This is a genomic window from Bradyrhizobium manausense (assembly GCF_018130615.1).
Classification (GTDB): Bacteria; Pseudomonadota; Alphaproteobacteria; order Rhizobiales; family Xanthobacteraceae; genus Bradyrhizobium; species Bradyrhizobium manausense_A.
In genome coordinates this window covers 88,856-104,505 of the sequence record NZ_JAFCKB010000017.1, presented here as the reverse complement: position 1 = coordinate 104,505, position 15,650 = coordinate 88,856, and the positions used below count along the sequence as shown (strand labels likewise).

The 15,650-nt window shown below is 65.1% G+C and carries 16 protein-coding genes; 7 read left to right on the top strand and 9 right to left on the bottom strand.

What is annotated here, in order from left to right:
• The first annotated feature begins 70 nt into the window (after nt 1-70).
• Nucleotides 71-1,213 carry an alpha-hydroxy acid oxidase gene (locus tag JQ587_RS26995; RefSeq protein WP_212297008.1) on the top strand — a complete coding sequence of 381 codons (1,143 nt, stop codon included), beginning with the start codon at nt 71-73 and terminating at the stop codon, nt 1,211-1,213.
• Nucleotides 1,214-1,432: 219 nt separating this feature from the next.
• Here the strand turns inward: JQ587_RS26995 and JQ587_RS26990 are convergent, their stop codons facing one another.
• The 8 genes from JQ587_RS26990 to JQ587_RS26955 all read right to left on the bottom strand — a co-directional run bounded on the left by JQ587_RS26990 (nt 1,433) and on the right by JQ587_RS26955 (nt 10,597).
• On the bottom strand, nt 1,433-2,038 hold the full coding sequence (locus tag JQ587_RS26990; RefSeq protein ID WP_212427370.1) for a hypothetical protein: 606 nt from the start codon (nt 2,036-2,038) through the stop codon (nt 1,433-1,435).
• A gap of 96 nt (nt 2,039-2,134) precedes the next feature.
• The gene (locus JQ587_RS26985) at nt 2,135-2,761 is read right to left on the bottom strand and encodes a hypothetical protein (RefSeq protein ID WP_212297009.1); all 627 of its coding nucleotides are present in this window, start codon (nt 2,759-2,761) and stop codon (nt 2,135-2,137) included.
• Nucleotides 2,762-2,817: 56 nt separating this feature from the next.
• A complete protein-coding gene (locus JQ587_RS26980) occupies nt 2,818-3,657 on the bottom strand; it encodes a shikimate dehydrogenase (protein ID WP_212427325.1) in 840 nt (279 codons plus the stop codon).
• 68 nt (nt 3,658-3,725) lie between these two features.
• Nucleotides 3,726-5,468, bottom strand: coding sequence for a SulP family inorganic anion transporter (locus tag JQ587_RS26975; protein WP_212297011.1), 1,743 nt, complete (start codon nt 5,466-5,468; stop codon nt 3,726-3,728).
• Between the two features lie 113 nt (nt 5,469-5,581).
• Nucleotides 5,582-5,854, bottom strand: a complete 273-nt coding sequence (locus tag JQ587_RS26970; protein WP_026201995.1) for a helix-turn-helix domain-containing protein — start codon at nt 5,852-5,854, stop codon at nt 5,582-5,584.
• Nucleotides 5,855-6,263: 409 nt separating this feature from the next.
• Nucleotides 6,264-8,312 (bottom strand): elongation factor G, encoded by a 2,049-nt coding sequence (locus tag JQ587_RS26965; RefSeq protein ID WP_212427324.1) that lies wholly within the window; start codon nt 8,310-8,312, stop codon nt 6,264-6,266.
• Nucleotides 8,313-8,479: 167 nt separating this feature from the next.
• The gene (locus JQ587_RS26960; RefSeq protein WP_212427323.1) at nt 8,480-8,959 is read right to left on the bottom strand and encodes a DUF992 domain-containing protein; all 480 of its coding nucleotides are present in this window, start codon (nt 8,957-8,959) and stop codon (nt 8,480-8,482) included.
• A gap of 435 nt (nt 8,960-9,394) precedes the next feature.
• A complete protein-coding gene (locus JQ587_RS26955) occupies nt 9,395-10,597 on the bottom strand; it encodes a pyridoxal phosphate-dependent aminotransferase (protein ID WP_212297014.1) in 1,203 nt (400 codons plus the stop codon).
• 646 nt (nt 10,598-11,243) lie between these two features.
• Between JQ587_RS26955 and JQ587_RS26950 the strand changes: the two genes are divergently transcribed.
• The 6 genes from JQ587_RS26950 (at nt 11,244) to JQ587_RS26925 (ending at nt 15,131) form a co-directional block, all read left to right on the top strand.
• Nucleotides 11,244-11,894, top strand: coding sequence for a glutathione S-transferase family protein (locus tag JQ587_RS26950; protein WP_212297015.1), 651 nt, complete (start codon nt 11,244-11,246; stop codon nt 11,892-11,894).
• Nucleotides 11,895-12,048: 154 nt separating this feature from the next.
• The gene (locus tag JQ587_RS26945) at nt 12,049-12,225 is read left to right on the top strand and encodes a hypothetical protein (RefSeq protein WP_212427322.1); all 177 of its coding nucleotides are present in this window, start codon (nt 12,049-12,051) and stop codon (nt 12,223-12,225) included.
• 70 nt (nt 12,226-12,295) lie between these two features.
• The gene (locus JQ587_RS26940) at nt 12,296-12,457 is read left to right on the top strand and encodes a hypothetical protein (protein ID WP_212297441.1); all 162 of its coding nucleotides are present in this window, start codon (nt 12,296-12,298) and stop codon (nt 12,455-12,457) included.
• Nucleotides 12,458-12,587: 130 nt separating this feature from the next.
• Entirely contained in the window at nt 12,588-13,400 is an 813-nt protein-coding gene (locus JQ587_RS26935) for a PAS-domain containing protein (RefSeq protein ID WP_212297017.1), read from the top strand.
• Between the two features lie 75 nt (nt 13,401-13,475).
• A complete protein-coding gene (locus JQ587_RS26930) occupies nt 13,476-13,931 on the top strand; it encodes a GNAT family N-acetyltransferase (protein WP_212297018.1) in 456 nt (151 codons plus the stop codon).
• A gap of 258 nt (nt 13,932-14,189) precedes the next feature.
• The gene (locus JQ587_RS26925; RefSeq protein ID WP_212427321.1) at nt 14,190-15,131 is read left to right on the top strand and encodes an aldo/keto reductase; all 942 of its coding nucleotides are present in this window, start codon (nt 14,190-14,192) and stop codon (nt 15,129-15,131) included.
• 16 nt (nt 15,132-15,147) lie between these two features.
• On the opposite strand, the gene hmuQ is transcribed toward JQ587_RS26925, so the two are convergent.
• Entirely contained in the window at nt 15,148-15,471 is a 324-nt protein-coding gene (gene hmuQ / locus JQ587_RS26920) for a heme-degrading protein HmuQ (protein WP_212427320.1), read from the bottom strand.
• Nucleotides 15,472-15,650: the final 179 nt, after the last annotated feature.

Genomic DNA, 15,650 nt, shown 5'->3' with positions numbered 1-15,650 from the left:
CAACCATGCTAGATGACCCCTCAATCTTCCAATGCAAGACTTCCGATGCAAGACGGGCCGGGGAACGTTCATGAAGCACATCACCTGTATCGACGATCTTCGCGCGCTGCATAAGCGCCGCGTGCCGAAGGCGTTTTTCGACTATTGCGACCGCGGCTCCTATGCCGAGGAAACGCTGCGCGCCAACCGCGAGGACATGCAGGCGATCAAGTTCCGCCAGCGCATCCTGGTCGACGTTTCCAAGCGCGACACCTCGACCACGATCCTCGGCGAGCCCTCGACCATGCCGCTGATCCTGGCGCCGGTCGGCCTGCTCGGCATGCAGCATGGCGACGGCGAAATTCACGCCTGCCGCGCGGCGCAGGCTGCCGGCATTCCGTTCACGCAGTCGACCATGTCGATCTGCTCGATCGAGGACATCGCGGCCAACGTCGAGAAGCCGTTCTGGTTCCAGCTCTACGTGATGAAGGACCGCGGCTTCATCAAGGATCTGGTCCAGCGCGCGATCGCGGCGAAGTGCAGCGCGCTGGTTCTCACCGTCGACCTCCAGGTGATCGGCCAGCGCCACGCCGACATCAAGAACGGCATGACGATCCCGCCGGAATGGACGCTGTCGAAGTTCATCGATTTCGCGACCAAGCCCGCCTGGGTCTCCGGCGTGCTGCAGGGCAAGCGCCGCACCTTCGGCAACATCGCCGGGCACGTGAAGAACACCGAGGACCTCAATCGCCTCGCCGAATGGACCGCCTCGCAGTTCGACACCTCGTTGAACTGGAAGGACGTCGAATGGATCCGCAGCATCTGGCCGGGCAAGCTCGTCATCAAGGGCATTCTCGACGTCGAGGACGCCGAGGAAGCCGCCAAGACCGGCGCGCAGGCGCTGGTCGTCTCCAACCATGGCGGCCGTCAGCTCGACGGCGCGCCGTCCTCGATCGAGGTGCTGCCCGAGATCGTCGATGCCGTCGGTGAGAAGATGGAGATCATGTTCGACGGCGGCATCCGCTCCGGCCAGGACGTGATGCGCGCGCTCGCGCTCGGCGCAAAGTCCTGCATGATCGGCCGCGCTTATGCTTACGGGCTGGGCGCCGGCGGCCAGGCCGGCGTCGCCAAGGCGATCGATATCATCCAGAAGGAGCTGCTCACGACCATGGGCCTGTGCGGCGTCAACAGGATCGACGAGATCGACGATCATATCATTGCGGTGGCGCCGTAACGGCATGCCGTAGGGTGGTGGAAAGCAGCCACGACATACTCAGCAGTCGTCCCGGCGCAGGCCGGGCCCCATAACCACAGGGAGTGGATTGGCGATGACTGTTAGTTATTCGGCCTTCGCGCGGGACTGATACCTGCGCCCATCGATGGATCACGCGGTATGGTCCCGGCCTTCGCCGGGACGACGCCGAGGGTGTAGCGGCAGCTACTTTCCTTCACTTCACATCGGCGGCGTCACGCCATCGCGGCCGACATTGACCCGGTTCGCCTCCAGCGTGCCGTCGTCCTTCTTCGCCGCGCCGAAAATGATCAGCTTGGCGCCGGGCTTCACTTCCGACTTGTCGCTGGCGACGAAGGTGACGATCGGGGTGTCCGGCGGCACCACGACTTTCTTCTCGCCGTCCTTGTATTTGACCGTGATGTTCTGGCCGTCGCTACCCTTCACCGTCTGCGCCACGGTCGCGTTGGTCATGGTCGAGTTGACGCGGGCGTCCCAGGGACGGAAGCCTTCGGCGGCGCCCCGCTGGTTCTCCGGGAAGATATGGACCGCAATGGCTTTCTGCGTGCCGTCGGGCTCGGGCATGGCGGTGACGCCGATATAGGAGCCTTCCTTGATCTCGGAGAGTTCGGTCTTTACCACGGCGAAGACGGCGACGTTGTCGGTCATCTTCACCTTCACCTCAGTGCCCTCGCGCGTCTTGATGCCGAGCGTGCTGCCGTCGACGCTTTCGATGATGCCTCGAATGCGAACGGTCGGCGCCTGCTGCGCCGAAACGGTTGAAATTAAGATGCAGGTGGCAAACGCGGCCATGACAGCGCGCGGCATCCAGTTGTTCGGCTTCGGCATGATTGTCCCTTCAGGGTTCGCGGCGATCAATCACGGCAAACCCCATGCGATCGCCGCTATTCCCTGAATCCCCGATCACATCGGCGGTGTCAGGCCATCACGGCCGACGCTGACGCGATTGGTCTCGAACGAGCCGTCGGGCAATTGCTTCATGAATGCAATGACCTTGGCGCCGGCCTTCAGCTCAGCCTTGTCGCCGGGAACGAAGGTCACGACCGGTGTCATATCGGAGACGAAGACCTTCTTCTCGCCGTCCTTGTACTTCACGAGCAGCGTATGGCCGTCATTGCCGACCACGCTCTCCGACACGGTGGCGTTGGTCATGCTGGAATTCGGCTTGAGATCATAGGGCCGCGAGCCCTCCCCGGTGCCGCGCATGCTCTCCGGAAACACGTGGACCTCGACGGCGTTCTGGGCACCGTCAGGTCCCGGCACGGTGGTGGCGCCGACGAAAGAGCCGACCTTGATGTCGGTGAGCGAAATCTTGGTGACGCCGGCCACGCGAACGTCGGAGGCGATGTGGAGCTTGATGTCCTCACCGCTGCGCGATTTGACCTGCATCGTGTCGCCATCGACGCTCTCGATCGTGCCGCGCACGCGAGTAGGCACCGGCGCCTTTTGAGCGACGGCTGCGAGAGTGGACGCCGCCACCATCGCGACGGCGATGAGCGGGCGCGTGAAACTGGCACGTTGGATCGTCATGAATGTCTCCGATTATCCCCACGGGGTTAGAACGCCGGAGACGGCGCACTATTCTCTCAAGTCTTTGTGAGATCGGCCTCGACCAGCGCGCGCAGCTCGGCAGTCACCTTGGGGCGTTGGCCGAACCACAGCTCGAAGCCGCGCACCGCCTGGTGCAACAGCATGCCGAGCCCGTCGGCGGTCTTCAGCCCACGGGCCCTGGCGGCCGCAAGCAGCGGCGTCACCAGGGGGACATAGACGAGGTCGGCGACGACGGCGCGTTGCTGCAGCCGCGTCACATCGACCTCGAGCGCGGGCTGGCCGTGCATGCCGAGCGAGGTCGTGTTCACGAGAAGCTTTGCCCGCGGCAGGATCTCGTTGATCCCGTCCCAGGCAAGCGGATGCACGTTCGGCCCGAACTGCGCCGCCAGCGCCTCGGCCCGCGCCGGAGTGCGGTTGGCGAGATGGACGCGGCCAAAGCCGCGTTCGAGCAGGCCGAACACGACCGCGCGCGAGGAGCCGCCGGCCCCCAGCACCAGCGCCTCGTCGGCCTTGTCCCAGCCGGGTGCGCTGGCGTCGAGATTGCCAAGAAAGCCCTCGACATCCGTGTTGGTCGAGCGCAGTTCGCCACCTTCGAACCACAGCGTATTGGCGGCGCCCACGGCCCTGGCGCGCGCATCGGGCGTCGAGAGCGCCAGCACGCCTTCCTTGTGCGGGATGGTGACGTTGGCGCCGACAAAGCCGCGCAGCGACAGCCGCAGCACGAAATCGCGCAGATCCTCGGGCGGAACGGCCTCGATGACATAGCCGCCTTCGATGCCGAGCGTGCGCAGCCAGTAGTGATGGATCAGCGGCGAGCGCGAATGCGCTGCCGGCCATCCGATCAAGCAGGCTGCTGGAGCCTTGGTCACGGTCATCCTTCCCTCGGGTCGTGTTCGAGGGCGATCCATTTCGCGTCCGGCCGGTCCTGTCAAGCAGGCGGAGGCTACACCGTGGCTTCGGCCGCGCCGGGGGCTGCCTTGATATCCGCGACCGCGCGCTCGATGGTCTGACGATAACGCGCGCGTCGCGGGCCCACACCGTGCGTCAGCAAGGCACGGCGGACCGCGGGCGAAGCCCCCGTGATGAACAGCCGGATGCCCTGGCGCTGGGCTTTGGCCGCGACGCGCCCCAACACATTCGCCGCCGTCGAGTCCAGGAACGGCACCGCCGCGAAATCGACGACGAGCGCCTTGCGCTTGTCGGCGATGCCGTCGAGCACGCCGCCGATGGCCGAGGCCGCACCGAAGAAGAACGCACCAGTGATGCGGTAGACCAGCACGTCGCGATCGACCGCAAGCGCGGGATCATAAGGCACGCGTTCGCCATTGCCGTCATCGGGCCGATCCGCCGCGACCAGCGGCGAGCGCTCCTCGATGCCGGTCATCTCGGCCATGCGATGGATGAACAGCACCGCGCCGAGCGCGAAGCCGACCAGGATGCCTTCGGTCAGATCGCGGAAGATCGTGAGCAGGAAGGTCGCGAGCAGAACGACGGCATCGCCCCAGGAGGAGCGCAAAAGCGTGGCGAATTCGTGCTTCTCCGCCATGGTCCAGGCCACCACCACGAGCACGGCGGCGAGCGCGGCAAGCGGGATGTAGCTTGCAAGCGGCGCCGCGATCAGCATGAACAGCAGCAGAAACACCGAATGCAGCATGCCTGCCAGCGGCCCGCGGGCGCCGGCGCGGATGTTGGTCGCAGTGCGCGCGATCAGGCCGGTGACGCAGATGCCGCCGAACAGCGCCGAACCGATATTGGCGGCGCCTTGCGCGACGAGCTCGCAATTGGAGCGGTGACGGCGGCCGGTCATGCCGTCGGCGACCACTGCCGACAGCAGCGATTCGATGGCCGCGAGCAGCGCAAAGGAGATCGCATCCGGCAGCACCGCTTTCGCCTTCTCGAACGAAAACGCCGGCAGCGCCGGCGACGGCAATTCGCGCGGGATGCCGCCGAAGCGCGATCCGATCGTCTCAATCGGCAGCGACAGCACGGCGGTCGCGACCGCCGCGAGCACGACCGCGATCAGGATGCCGGGCCAGGACGGCCGCCAGCGACGCAGGCCGGCAATCACGACGATGCTGCCGATCGCGACCGCGACAGCGGACGGATTGACGGTGTGCAGGCCTCCGGCGAGCGCCATGAGCTTCGGAAGGAACTCGCTCGGCTCCTTCGAGACAAGCGTGATCCCGCCGAGATCGCGGAGCTGGCTCGCAAAGATGATCACGGCGATGCCGGCGGTGAAGCCGACCGTCACCGGATAGGGAATGAACTTGATGTAGGTGCCGATCCGCAGGAAACCCGCGGCAATCAGAAAGAGACCCGCCATCAGAGTGGCGAGGATCACGCCGTCGGCGCCGTGACGCTCGGCGGTCGCCGCAACCAGCACGATGAAGGCGCCGGCCGGTCCGCCGATCTGGAACCGGCTGCCGCCGAGCAGCGAGGCGATGAAGCCGCCGGCCACGGCGGTGTAGAGGCCGCGATCCGGCGTCACGCCCGAGGCGATCGCGATCGCCATCGACAGCGGCAGCGCGACGATCGCAACCGTGAGGCCTGCGAACACATCGGCGCGGAAGTCCGCGAGCCCATACCCCTCGCGCCAGACGGTGACGAGTTTTGGCATGTACAGTTCGGCAAAGGTCGGCTGACGCAGCCGAGATAGCCCGCTTGCGTGATCGCTTGTGATGCTCATTTCAGCAAAGTGCTCCGCTGGCCCCACAATGCTCCGATGCATCGTGCGTCCCGTGTTGCCGAGGTGCGACGATGCGCTAGCCCATCTTGATCTCGAGCACGATCAACGCGCGATCATGCCCCAACGCGACGCGGTGGCCCCGGCTCCTTGAGGCGAACGCCGCGTCCGCCGCTGTCGCTGCGGACCTGTTCGCCGATCAGCTCGACGCCGGCCCGATCGAACGCCTCGACCACCTTGATCAAAGTCTCGACCACGCCGCGCACATTGCCGGTCGAGGCCTCCATCCGCTGGATGGTCGGCAACGATACGCCGGCGAGCTCGGCCAGGGTTTTCTGGTCGATGCCAAGCAACGCGCGGGCTGCCCGCATCTGGAATGACGTGATCACCTTGGCCTCACGTATCAGAACTTATAAGTGATATCTAGTACATATACAATGATGTATAATACATCATATGGAGGCGAACGCAAGTGCCTCCTCCGTCATTGCGAGCGCAGTGGACGGTATCAAGGGCGACGGCCCGGCTGCAGCAGCGGGCCGTGCATCCTTCGAAGCTCCCACGGGACGCGTTGCGTCCCATGGCTCGCACCTCCAGCGACAACGGCTTCGCCGTTGCGCGGGGATGACGGAGCTAGGGCTCCGCTGCGTTCGCGATGCCGTCCGGAGAGGGTGCGGCCTGCACGAAAACGCCGCGCGCACGGAGACAGCTCCTCACCCCCCTCTCCCCGTGAAGAAGAACGGGGAGAGGGAGTGAGAGAGTGGCGCCTGCCTGACCGCGCTTACCGCGCGGAGCCGATCACGCCGCGTGCTGATGCGCAGCGATGATCTGATCGGCGGCTCGTCCCGTGACTTCGGCCATGTGGTCGAACTGACGAGTGAAACTGCCGGCACCGGCCGTGGCCGAACGGAGCTCGACGATCAGCTCGCCGATCTCGGCTTCGGGCATCATGGCGCGCACGCAGTCCCAGCCGCTCCAGCCGTCGCGGGTGTCGAAGCCGAGGATCTGGCCGCGTCGCGCCGACAGGATCGCGTTGATCTTGGCGGTGGCGTCGGTCGGACAGACGATCTCGACCACATGGATCGGCTCCAGCAACACCGATTGGCATTGCGGCAGGCCTTCGTTCAATCCGACCCGCGCCGCCGTGCGGAAGGCGAGGTCGGAGGAATCGACGCTGTGATAGGAGCCGTCGGTCAGCGTCACCTGCAGATCGGTCACGGGGAAGCCGAGCGGACCGCGCGCGAGCCCGTCGACAACGCCCTCCTCCACCGCGCCGATATAGTTGCGCGGCACCGCGCCGCCGACGACCTTCTCGGCGAACTTGAAACCCTCGCCGCGGGGCAGCGGCTTGATGTCGAGCACGACATCGCCGAACTGGCCGTGACCGCCGGACTGCTTCTTGTGGCGGCCGCGCTGGGTGATCGGCTTGCGGATGGTCTCTTGGTAGCCGATCGCCGGCGGATGCGAGGCAATCTTGACGCCGAAGCGGTCGCTCAACCGCTCGTTTGCGACGCGCAGGTGCATCTCGCCCTGCCCCCACAGCACGGTGTCGTGGGTCTGGGCGTTCTGCACGACGACCAGCGACGGATCCTCTTCGTGCAGCCGCATTAAGGCCTGGCCGAGCTTGACGTCGTCCTTGCGATCGGTGGCCGCAACCGACATGGCGAGCACCGGTGGCGTCGGCTCCGAGGCTGCAAGCGCAGCCGGCGCGGTCTTGCCGCTCGAGACGGTGTCGCCGGTCTTGACCGCATCAAGCTTGGCGAGCGCCACGGTGTCACCGGCTTCGGCCGAGGCGCGCTTGCTGTCGTAAGCACCGCTCACGGCAAGAATACCGGAGATGCGGCTCACACCGCCGGAGGAGGATTGCAGCGTGGCACCGTCGTCGAGATGGCCGGCGAGCAGCCGCGTCAGCGACAGCTTTCCGCCGTGCTGCGAGTGCAGAGTCTTGAAGACGAAGCCAAGAGCGTCCTTCGCGGCGGGCGCGCCGAGACGTTTTGCGGTCTCGGCAATGCCGGGCGCCTCATGGCGCAGCGCCTTCATCAGACGCAGCACGCCGTTCTCTCGCGCGGCCGCGCCGAGGAGGACGGGGCAAATCAGCCCCTCACGCAATTCGCGGGCGAGGTCGTCGAACACGGCATCGCGCGGCGGCTGGATATCTTCCAGCAATTGCTCCATCAGCGCGTCGTCGTGATCGGCGAGCTTCTCCAACATCGAGAAGCGGGCTTCCTTCTCGCGATCGAGATTGCCGCCGTCGAGCGCGACCACCTCGGAGGCCTTGTGCTCGCGATAGATGAACGCACGTTCCAGCGCGAGATCGACAAAGCCTTCGATCAGCTCGCCCTTCCAGATCGGGATCTGGCGCAGCACCAGCGGCACGCGCGAAGCGGGCTGCAGCATCGCGAGCGTCTCGCGGATGCGCTCGTTGGCGCGGTCGATCTTGTTGAGGAACAGGAAGCGCGGGATCTTCAGCTCTTCCAGCTCGCGCAGGATGATCTGAAGCTGCGGCAGCTTCTTCTCGTCGGCCTCGCAGACCACGACGGCGGCATCGACGGCAGGAAGCGCGGCGCGCATGTCGTGGGCAAACTCGACGGAACCGGGACAATCGAGGAAGGTGTAGCTGTCGCCCATGAAACTCGTGGTGGCGGCAGTGAGCCCGACAGTCATCTTGTGATGACGGGCCTCCGGGGTGGCGTCGCCGACGGAAGTTCCGGCGTCGACGCTGCCGGCGCGGGGGATTGCACCCGTGCGCGCCAGGATTGCTTCGAGAAGTGTGGTTTTACCGCTTTGGAAAGGGCCCACCAGCGCAATGCACCGTGGACCTCGGGGACTTCTGACGTCTTGTCCCATTCGCCGCCTCCTTGGTGTGGAGCTCGGCCCATGATTGGGTCGGCAAACGCAGATGCTCTGCCCGTCCCCGAGATTTGGCAAGCGTCAAACGTCGCTGCGGTGCGTCGTCAGTGTTCCACCTCTCCCCGCTGGGGAGAGGTCAAGAGAAAGCCTCGTCTGCAAATATCTCAACGGCCCGGACGAAGTTCCAGGCTTTCGAGTCCGGCCGCAACGTTGAGCCCGACCTGCCCCTGCACGCTGAGCGGCTGAAGCGCGATCGAGTTGTTGGAGCCGCCGACCAGCACATTGCCGCCGAGGCCGACGCCCACCGAGGCGCTGCCTTGCGCGCCGGCATAATCGCCGGAGAGATCGCCGGGGCCGAGCCGATTGACCGGCGCGAACACGCCCCAGGCGAGCGCCGTCTCCTGGGTGATGCCGATGTCAAGGCCGACTTTGCGGATCGTCGCGACGTAGCGATCTTCGGGCAGACCGTCGGCGCGCAGCACGCAGCCGAGATGGGTCACCGATCCCACCACAAAACCGATGCTCGCGCCGCCGCGGCATTCCAGCACGCCGACCTTCACCAACCGCGACTGTGCGCTGGCGACCGCGACGGAGACGACGAGGCTCGCGGCAGTGAGCCCGGCGAGGAGGAGTGAGCGGCGCATGAAAATCTCCGGCGATGAATGTGATGCGGGCAGAGAGGGCGCGCTGCAAGCGACGCGCGATGGTCTATGCCACAAGAGTGTTGTGGGTGCCAGATCGGAGGGCATCTAAAATCGAAGGCGCGGATAGAGCCCCTCACCCCACCCTCACCCCACCCTCTCCCCGTAAGAACGGGGCGAGGGAGTGCACGAGTGTGCGCCCCTTACCGTGGCAATCAATAGAACGCGCTAGCGGACGCGAGCCAACCTCTCCCCGCCCTTCTGCGGGGAGAGGTTGGATTGCCCCGGCGATGCGAAGCATCGTCCGGCAGCAATCCGGGTGAGGGGGTCGAGCACGATGCCGGCCAGAGCAACAGCCCATCCGACTCCACCCAATCGAAACACGCATAAAAAAGGCCCGCCGAAGCGGGCCTTTCCAATTTGCATGTCGCGACAGGCCTAGCGCAGATTACCGCAGAAGCGCTGGATGCGCTTGCAGGCGTCTTCGAGATCCGAGGTCTTGGTCGCGTAGGAGATTCGGAACGCCGGGCCGAGGCCGAAGGCCGAGCCCTGCACCACGGCGACGCCTTCGGTCTCCAGGAGCTCGGTGACGAACTGCTCGTCGTTGGAGATCACGTTACCGGACGGCGCCTTCTTGCCGATCGTGCCGGCGCAGGACGGATAGACGTAGAACGCGCCCTCGGGGCGCGGGCACTCGATGCCGTTCGCCTGGTTGAGCATGGAGACGACGAGGTCGCGGCGCTCCTTGAACACCTTGTTGTTGGCAGGGATGAAGTCTTGCGGACCGTTCAGCGCTTCCACCGATGCCCACTGCGCGATCGAGCAGGGGTTCGAGGTCGACTGCGACTGGATGGTCGACATCGCCTTGATGAGCTGAGCCGGACCGCCGGCATAACCGATACGCCAGCCGGTCATGCAATACGCCTTCGAGACACCGTTCACGGTGAGCGTGCGGTCGTAGAGGCTGGGCTCGACCTGCGCGACGGTGGTGAACTGGAAGTCGTCATAGACGAGGTGCTCGTACATGTCGTCGGTCATCACCCACACATGCGGATGCCTGACCAGCACGTCGGTGAGCGCCTTGAGCTCGGCCTTGGTGTAGGCCGCGCCGGTCGGGTTCGACGGCGAGCACAGGATCACCCATTTGGTCTTGGGTGTGATCGCGCGCTCGAGCGCCTCGGCCCCGAGCTTAAAGCCGGTCGCGGCGGTGCAGACCACCGGCACCGGCTCGCCGCCGGCGAGCGCCACCATCTCGGGATAGCTGACCCAATAGGGCGCGGGGATGATCACCTCGTCGCCCGGATTGATGGTCGCCATCAGCGCGTTGTAGAGCACCTGCTTGCCGCCGGTGCCGACGATGATCTGGTTCGGCTTGTAGGCCACGCCGTTCTCGCGCTGAAACTTCGCGATGATGGCTTCCTTCAGCTCAGGGATACCGTCGACCGCGGTGTACTTGGTCTTGCCGGCTTCAATGGCGCGGATCGCCGCCAGCTTGATGTTCGCGGGCGTATCGAAGTCGGGCTCGCCGGCGCCGAGGCCGATGACGTTGCGGCCCGCCGCTTTCAGCGCGCGTGCTTTATCCGTGACCGCGATGGTCGCGGACGGCTTCACACGGTCGAGCGCAGCGGCAAGGAAGGACATCGTCATCTCCTGACAAGCGTCGTGAACCCTTTGGCCTCACGACTCCAATTGTGGGAATGCAGACACCCTAAAACGTGTGCCGCTGCACCGCAAGAAACTTCGGCCCGATCTCGCAAAAGTTTACCGATTTCCTGCGGCCGGAGGCTCGATTTCCCGCAATTTTCCGTAACTTTGCCGGGCAAACCGCTCATATCCGGCAAGCCTTGTCCTCGGAGCAATTTTGCGTGTTGCGTGCCGCTACGAAACCAGCACACCGTCATGCCCGGGCTTGTCCCGCCTGCCCGCCCGAAGCCGCTTCGGCGAGGCGAAGGCCCGGGCATCCGCGTTCTTCGTTCCGCGGGGCAAGGCGTGGATGGCCGGGACAAGCCCGACCATGACGATGTGGAAGCATCAACGGCCCAAATCCAACAGCTCCCGCTCTCTCGCACACGATCGCGCGAAGCGATGAGTCGCGCATGCTGACGCAAGCGTGATCTGATTTGCAAATCGCTGCGAACATGATCTTCTCTGGCGTTGCAGTGCGGTAGGCGTTTCGAGTTTTTCTATGGACCAGCCCTTGCGGCGGATTCGCATCGGCATCATTGTTTAGCCGCGGTCCGGGGCAACACGCACCGCACCTTCCCGTCCTTGGAATCGAACTCCCAGAATGTACAAGCTCTATTCGATGCAACGCTCGGGCAACAGCTACAAGGTCCGCCTTGCGCTGGCGCTGTTGAACGTACCCTACGAAGCGGTCGAGGTGGACATTCTGCGCGGCGAGAGCCGCACGCCGGACTTTCTGACCAAAAACCCGTCCGGCCAGGTGCCGCTGCTCGAGGTCGGCGACAGCCGCTTCCTCGCCGAGTCCAACGCCATCCTCTGGTACGTCGCGGTCGGTACGCCGCTCGCGCCGGAGAACCGGATCGATCGCGCCGAGGCGCTGCAATGGATGTTCTTCGAGCAGCACGCGCTCGAACCCAACATCGGCGCCGCCTATTTCTGGCTGTCGCTGGTCAAGGGCGGCCGCGACCTGCAGACCCACGCGCTCGAGGACTGGATGGAGCGCGGCTATGGCGCGCTCCAGGTGATGGAAAACCACCTCAGGACCAACGCCTACTTCGCCGCGCGCCAGCTCACGGTCGCCGACATCGCGCTGTACGGCTACACCCACCTCGCCGACCGCTGCGATTTTGACCTGGAGCCTTTTCCGGCGATCCGGGACTGGCTGAAGCGCGTCGAGGCTGCGCCCGGCTTCGTGACGATGGACTGGCGCCCCGCCGACATCGACGACCCCGCCAGCATCGCCGCCGGCGCCTGAAACCGGTGAAGCGTTAAGAAATAGCGGGCATGGCGTTAACCTTTGCCGCAATCCCGCCGTTTTCGGAGCGATCACCGCCGCAATATTGCCAGTTGAAATTGTGAAATTGTCCGGCGTCGCGGGTGATTCGCTCGCACGTTGAAGGATTTAGACCATGATTCGGGCGTCCGGCACGGTCGGCTTTCAGAGGCAAACCGATACGGTCTCGTCTTCCCGGCTAACCAACGCGGTGGCGGCCTCGCTCGCCGTTGCGGCGCTGTCGCTGTGTCTGATCGTTACCCTCACGGTACTGTCGACCAAGGCGACCATGGCGATGGGCCTGCCGGTCTGATCCCCGTTTCATCCTCAACAGCCTTCAAGGTGCCGCGCAGCCTCGCGCCGACCGGCATCGCGACAGGACAATGATGAAATCGCCTGTGGTCATCGTCGCAATCACCCTGACCGCGGCCATCCTGGTCGCGGCATCGCTGCTGATTTTCGTCGGCACCCGCAAGGGTCCGGGAATATCGACGCTGAATGCGCCCGCGCCGCAACAGCGCGTCATGCACGCGCATTTGGCCTAAAATGATCTGAAAGCTTTGGACGTGCCTGCAAGCGCCCCTTAAGTGCGCCGCGCGAAACCGGCTTGCGTTCGCGCAACCATGGGTCAGTCTGACCGCCTTATCTCGTTCAGGGAGGAACGAGCGAGGGTCCATGCGGTTCGGATGGCGAGCCATTTCCGGTCCCGTGCTGACGGCAGCGATCGCACTGCTGGCGATTCTGCTCGACCGTCATGCGCCCGCGCTCTCGTTGGCACCGCTGTTCGTCTGTATCGTGGCGTTGGCCGGTTCGCTCTCGGGCTTTGCGTCAGCGCTCGGCAGCGCCGCCATCGCCGTGATCGGCGCGGCGCTGCTCGCGCTCAGCCATCGCACCGCGCCCGGCTTTGCCGCGGCCGATCTCGCGCAACTCGGGCTGCTGGCGCTGACCACCGCCGGCACAGCAGGCATCACCGGGTTGATGCGCGAGCGCCTGCTCGATGCCTTTGCCGCCGAGCGGCACAACCATGCCACCGCCGCGCGCCTGTCGGCCGCGCTCGACCGGGTCGATATCGGCATCGTGCTGCTCGATGCCGAGACCCGCGCCGAATTCATCAACCGCGCCTTCCGCGATTATTTCGCACTGCCGGACGAGAAGGCCGACGACAAGCCGCCCTTCATCGCGCTGATGTATCACGGCCGCGACACCGGCGCATTCGAGCTGCCGGAGGATGAGCTCGGCGTCTTCATCGCACAGCGCATGGAGATGGTGCGGATCGGCGACGCCACGCCGATCAACATCAATTTGCGCAACGGCGAGGTGTTGCGTTTCGTCTGCACCGCGCTGCCCGACGGCGGCCGCATGCTGAGCTATACGCCGGTGACCGACCTCGTGCGCCACACCGATGCGCCCGGGCGCGCCGACTACTACCGCTCGCTGCGCGATCCCACCGGGCGGAAGCTGATCCGATACCTGCGCGTGGCGGAGTGATGTGCGACGTCACAATTGATCGATGCGCCCCTCATCACGTATGAAGGACGCTTCATCGACCCGCGGATTTCCCAGATGTCGCTCACCATTCGCTCCGTCACCCGGCAGGACTACGATCAATGGCTGCCGTTGTGGGACGGCTATAACGCCTTCTATGGCCGCTCGGGCCCGACTGCACTCGCACCCGAGATCACGCGCATGACCTGGCAGCGCTTCTTCGATGCCTATGAGCCGGTGCATGCGCTGGTTGCCGAAAGCGATGGCCGCCTGCTCGGGCTCACGCATTATCTGTTCCATCGCAGCACCACCGCGATCGAGCCGTCCTGCTATTTGCAGGACCTGTTCACGCTGGAAGCGTCCCGCGGCAAGGGCGTCGCCTCGGCGCTGATCTATGGCGTCTATGAGCGGGCCAAGCTCGCGGGCGCGCCGCGCGTCTACTGGCAGACGCACGAGACCAACACCACCGCGCAGAGCCTGTACGACAAGGTCGCGGAGCGCTCCGGCTTCATCGTCTATCGCAAGCTGTTCTAATCCCCCGCCACACCCTGTGGATAACTCCCTTTGTCACCGGGGCGTTACACACCGGGGCTAGGCTGCAGTCGCGTCTGATCAGGCCCCCCGTCACCGATCAAGCGCCCCAAGCGGTCCCCGTCAGTCGCCGCGTCTGACAGGGGCCGCGTTTTTTTGTCCGTCTCTCTTTGCCAGCATGGCAGCAACGCGGCCAGCCGCTTGCCGGTGCAGCGCACCGCGGTCACAATGGGCGCTTGCTTCGTTCTGACAGGATCTCCCATGGAAATTCGTAATCTCGGCGGCTCCGGCCTGCGCGTGTCTGCGGTCGGGCTCGGCTGCAACAATTTCGGCCAGCGCACCGACCTGGAAACCTCGCGCAAGGTGATCCATCGCGCGATCGATCTCGGCATCACGCTGTTCGACACCGCCGACATCTATGCCGGCCAGGGCGGTTCGGAGACGGTGCTCGGCACCGTGCTCGGCGACCGCCGCAAGGACATCGTGCTCGCCACCAAATATTCCAAGCCGATGGCGGCCGACGGCACCAAGCAGGGCGCCTCGCGCCGCTACATCATGAACGCGGTCGAGGCCAGCCTGACGCGGCTCAAGACCGACTACATCGACCTCTATCAGCAGCATGATTACGATCCGCTGACGCCGATGGAAGAGACGCTGCGCGCGCTCGACGATCTCGTCCGCCAGGGCAAGGTGCGCTACATCGGCCACTCCAACTTTCCGGCGTGGCGCATCGCGGAAGCCGAGTTCACCGCGCGCGCGATGAATGTCAGCCGCTTCGTCTCGGCCCAGGACGAGTACAGCCTCGTCGTCCGCGACATCGAGAAGGATTTGCTGCCCGCAGCCAAGGAGTACAAGCTCGGCCTGTTGCCGTTCTTCCCGCTGGCGAGCGGTCTTCTGACCGGCAAATACCAGCGCGGCGCGACAGCTCCGGCCGACACGCGCTTTGGCAAGGCGCCGGCGCTGCGCGACCGCTACGTGACCCCACGCAACGAGGACATCGTCGAGAAGCTCCAGGCCTTTGCCAAGGCGCGCGGCCACTCGATGCTCGAGCTCGCCTTCTCCTGGCTCGCCGCCCGTCCGCAGGTGTCGAGCGTGATCGCAGGCGCCACCCGCGTCGAGCAGATCGAGCAGAACGTCAAGGCGATCGCCTGGCAGCTCAGCGCGGATGATCTCGCCGAGATCGACAAGATCACGAAGGGCTGATCCTTACGGCGCGGCGCTACTTCGTGCCGCGCCCCACCGTCTGCATCACTTCAAAACCTTCAAACTGGGGATGGCCGAGATAGAGCGGCTTGTTGTCGCCGGCACGGGCGTGCGCCGCGCGAAACGCCTCCGACCTGGTCCAGGCCTCGAACGCCGCGTGGTTCGCCCACACGGTGTGCGAGGCATAGAGCGTGTGGTCCTCGAGCTCGGGCCCTCTGAGCAGATGGAATTCGACGAAGCCCGGCACCTTGTCCAGATGCGTGTCGCGCGACGCCCAGACCTGTTCGAAGGCTGATTCCGAACCCTTGGCGACACGGAAGCGGTTCATGGCGATGTACATGCGGGTGGCCTCCTGATGTGAGCGAAGCACCGCTATCTCACTCCCTCGCTCCGTTCTTACGGGGAGCAGGTGGGGTGAGGGGCCGCCTCCGCGAGTTTGGTCCAGATTGTAGGCGATATGCATGACCTTCGCACGATCGTTGTGCGAGTCGGATGGACCGCTGCTTTGGCAAACGATGT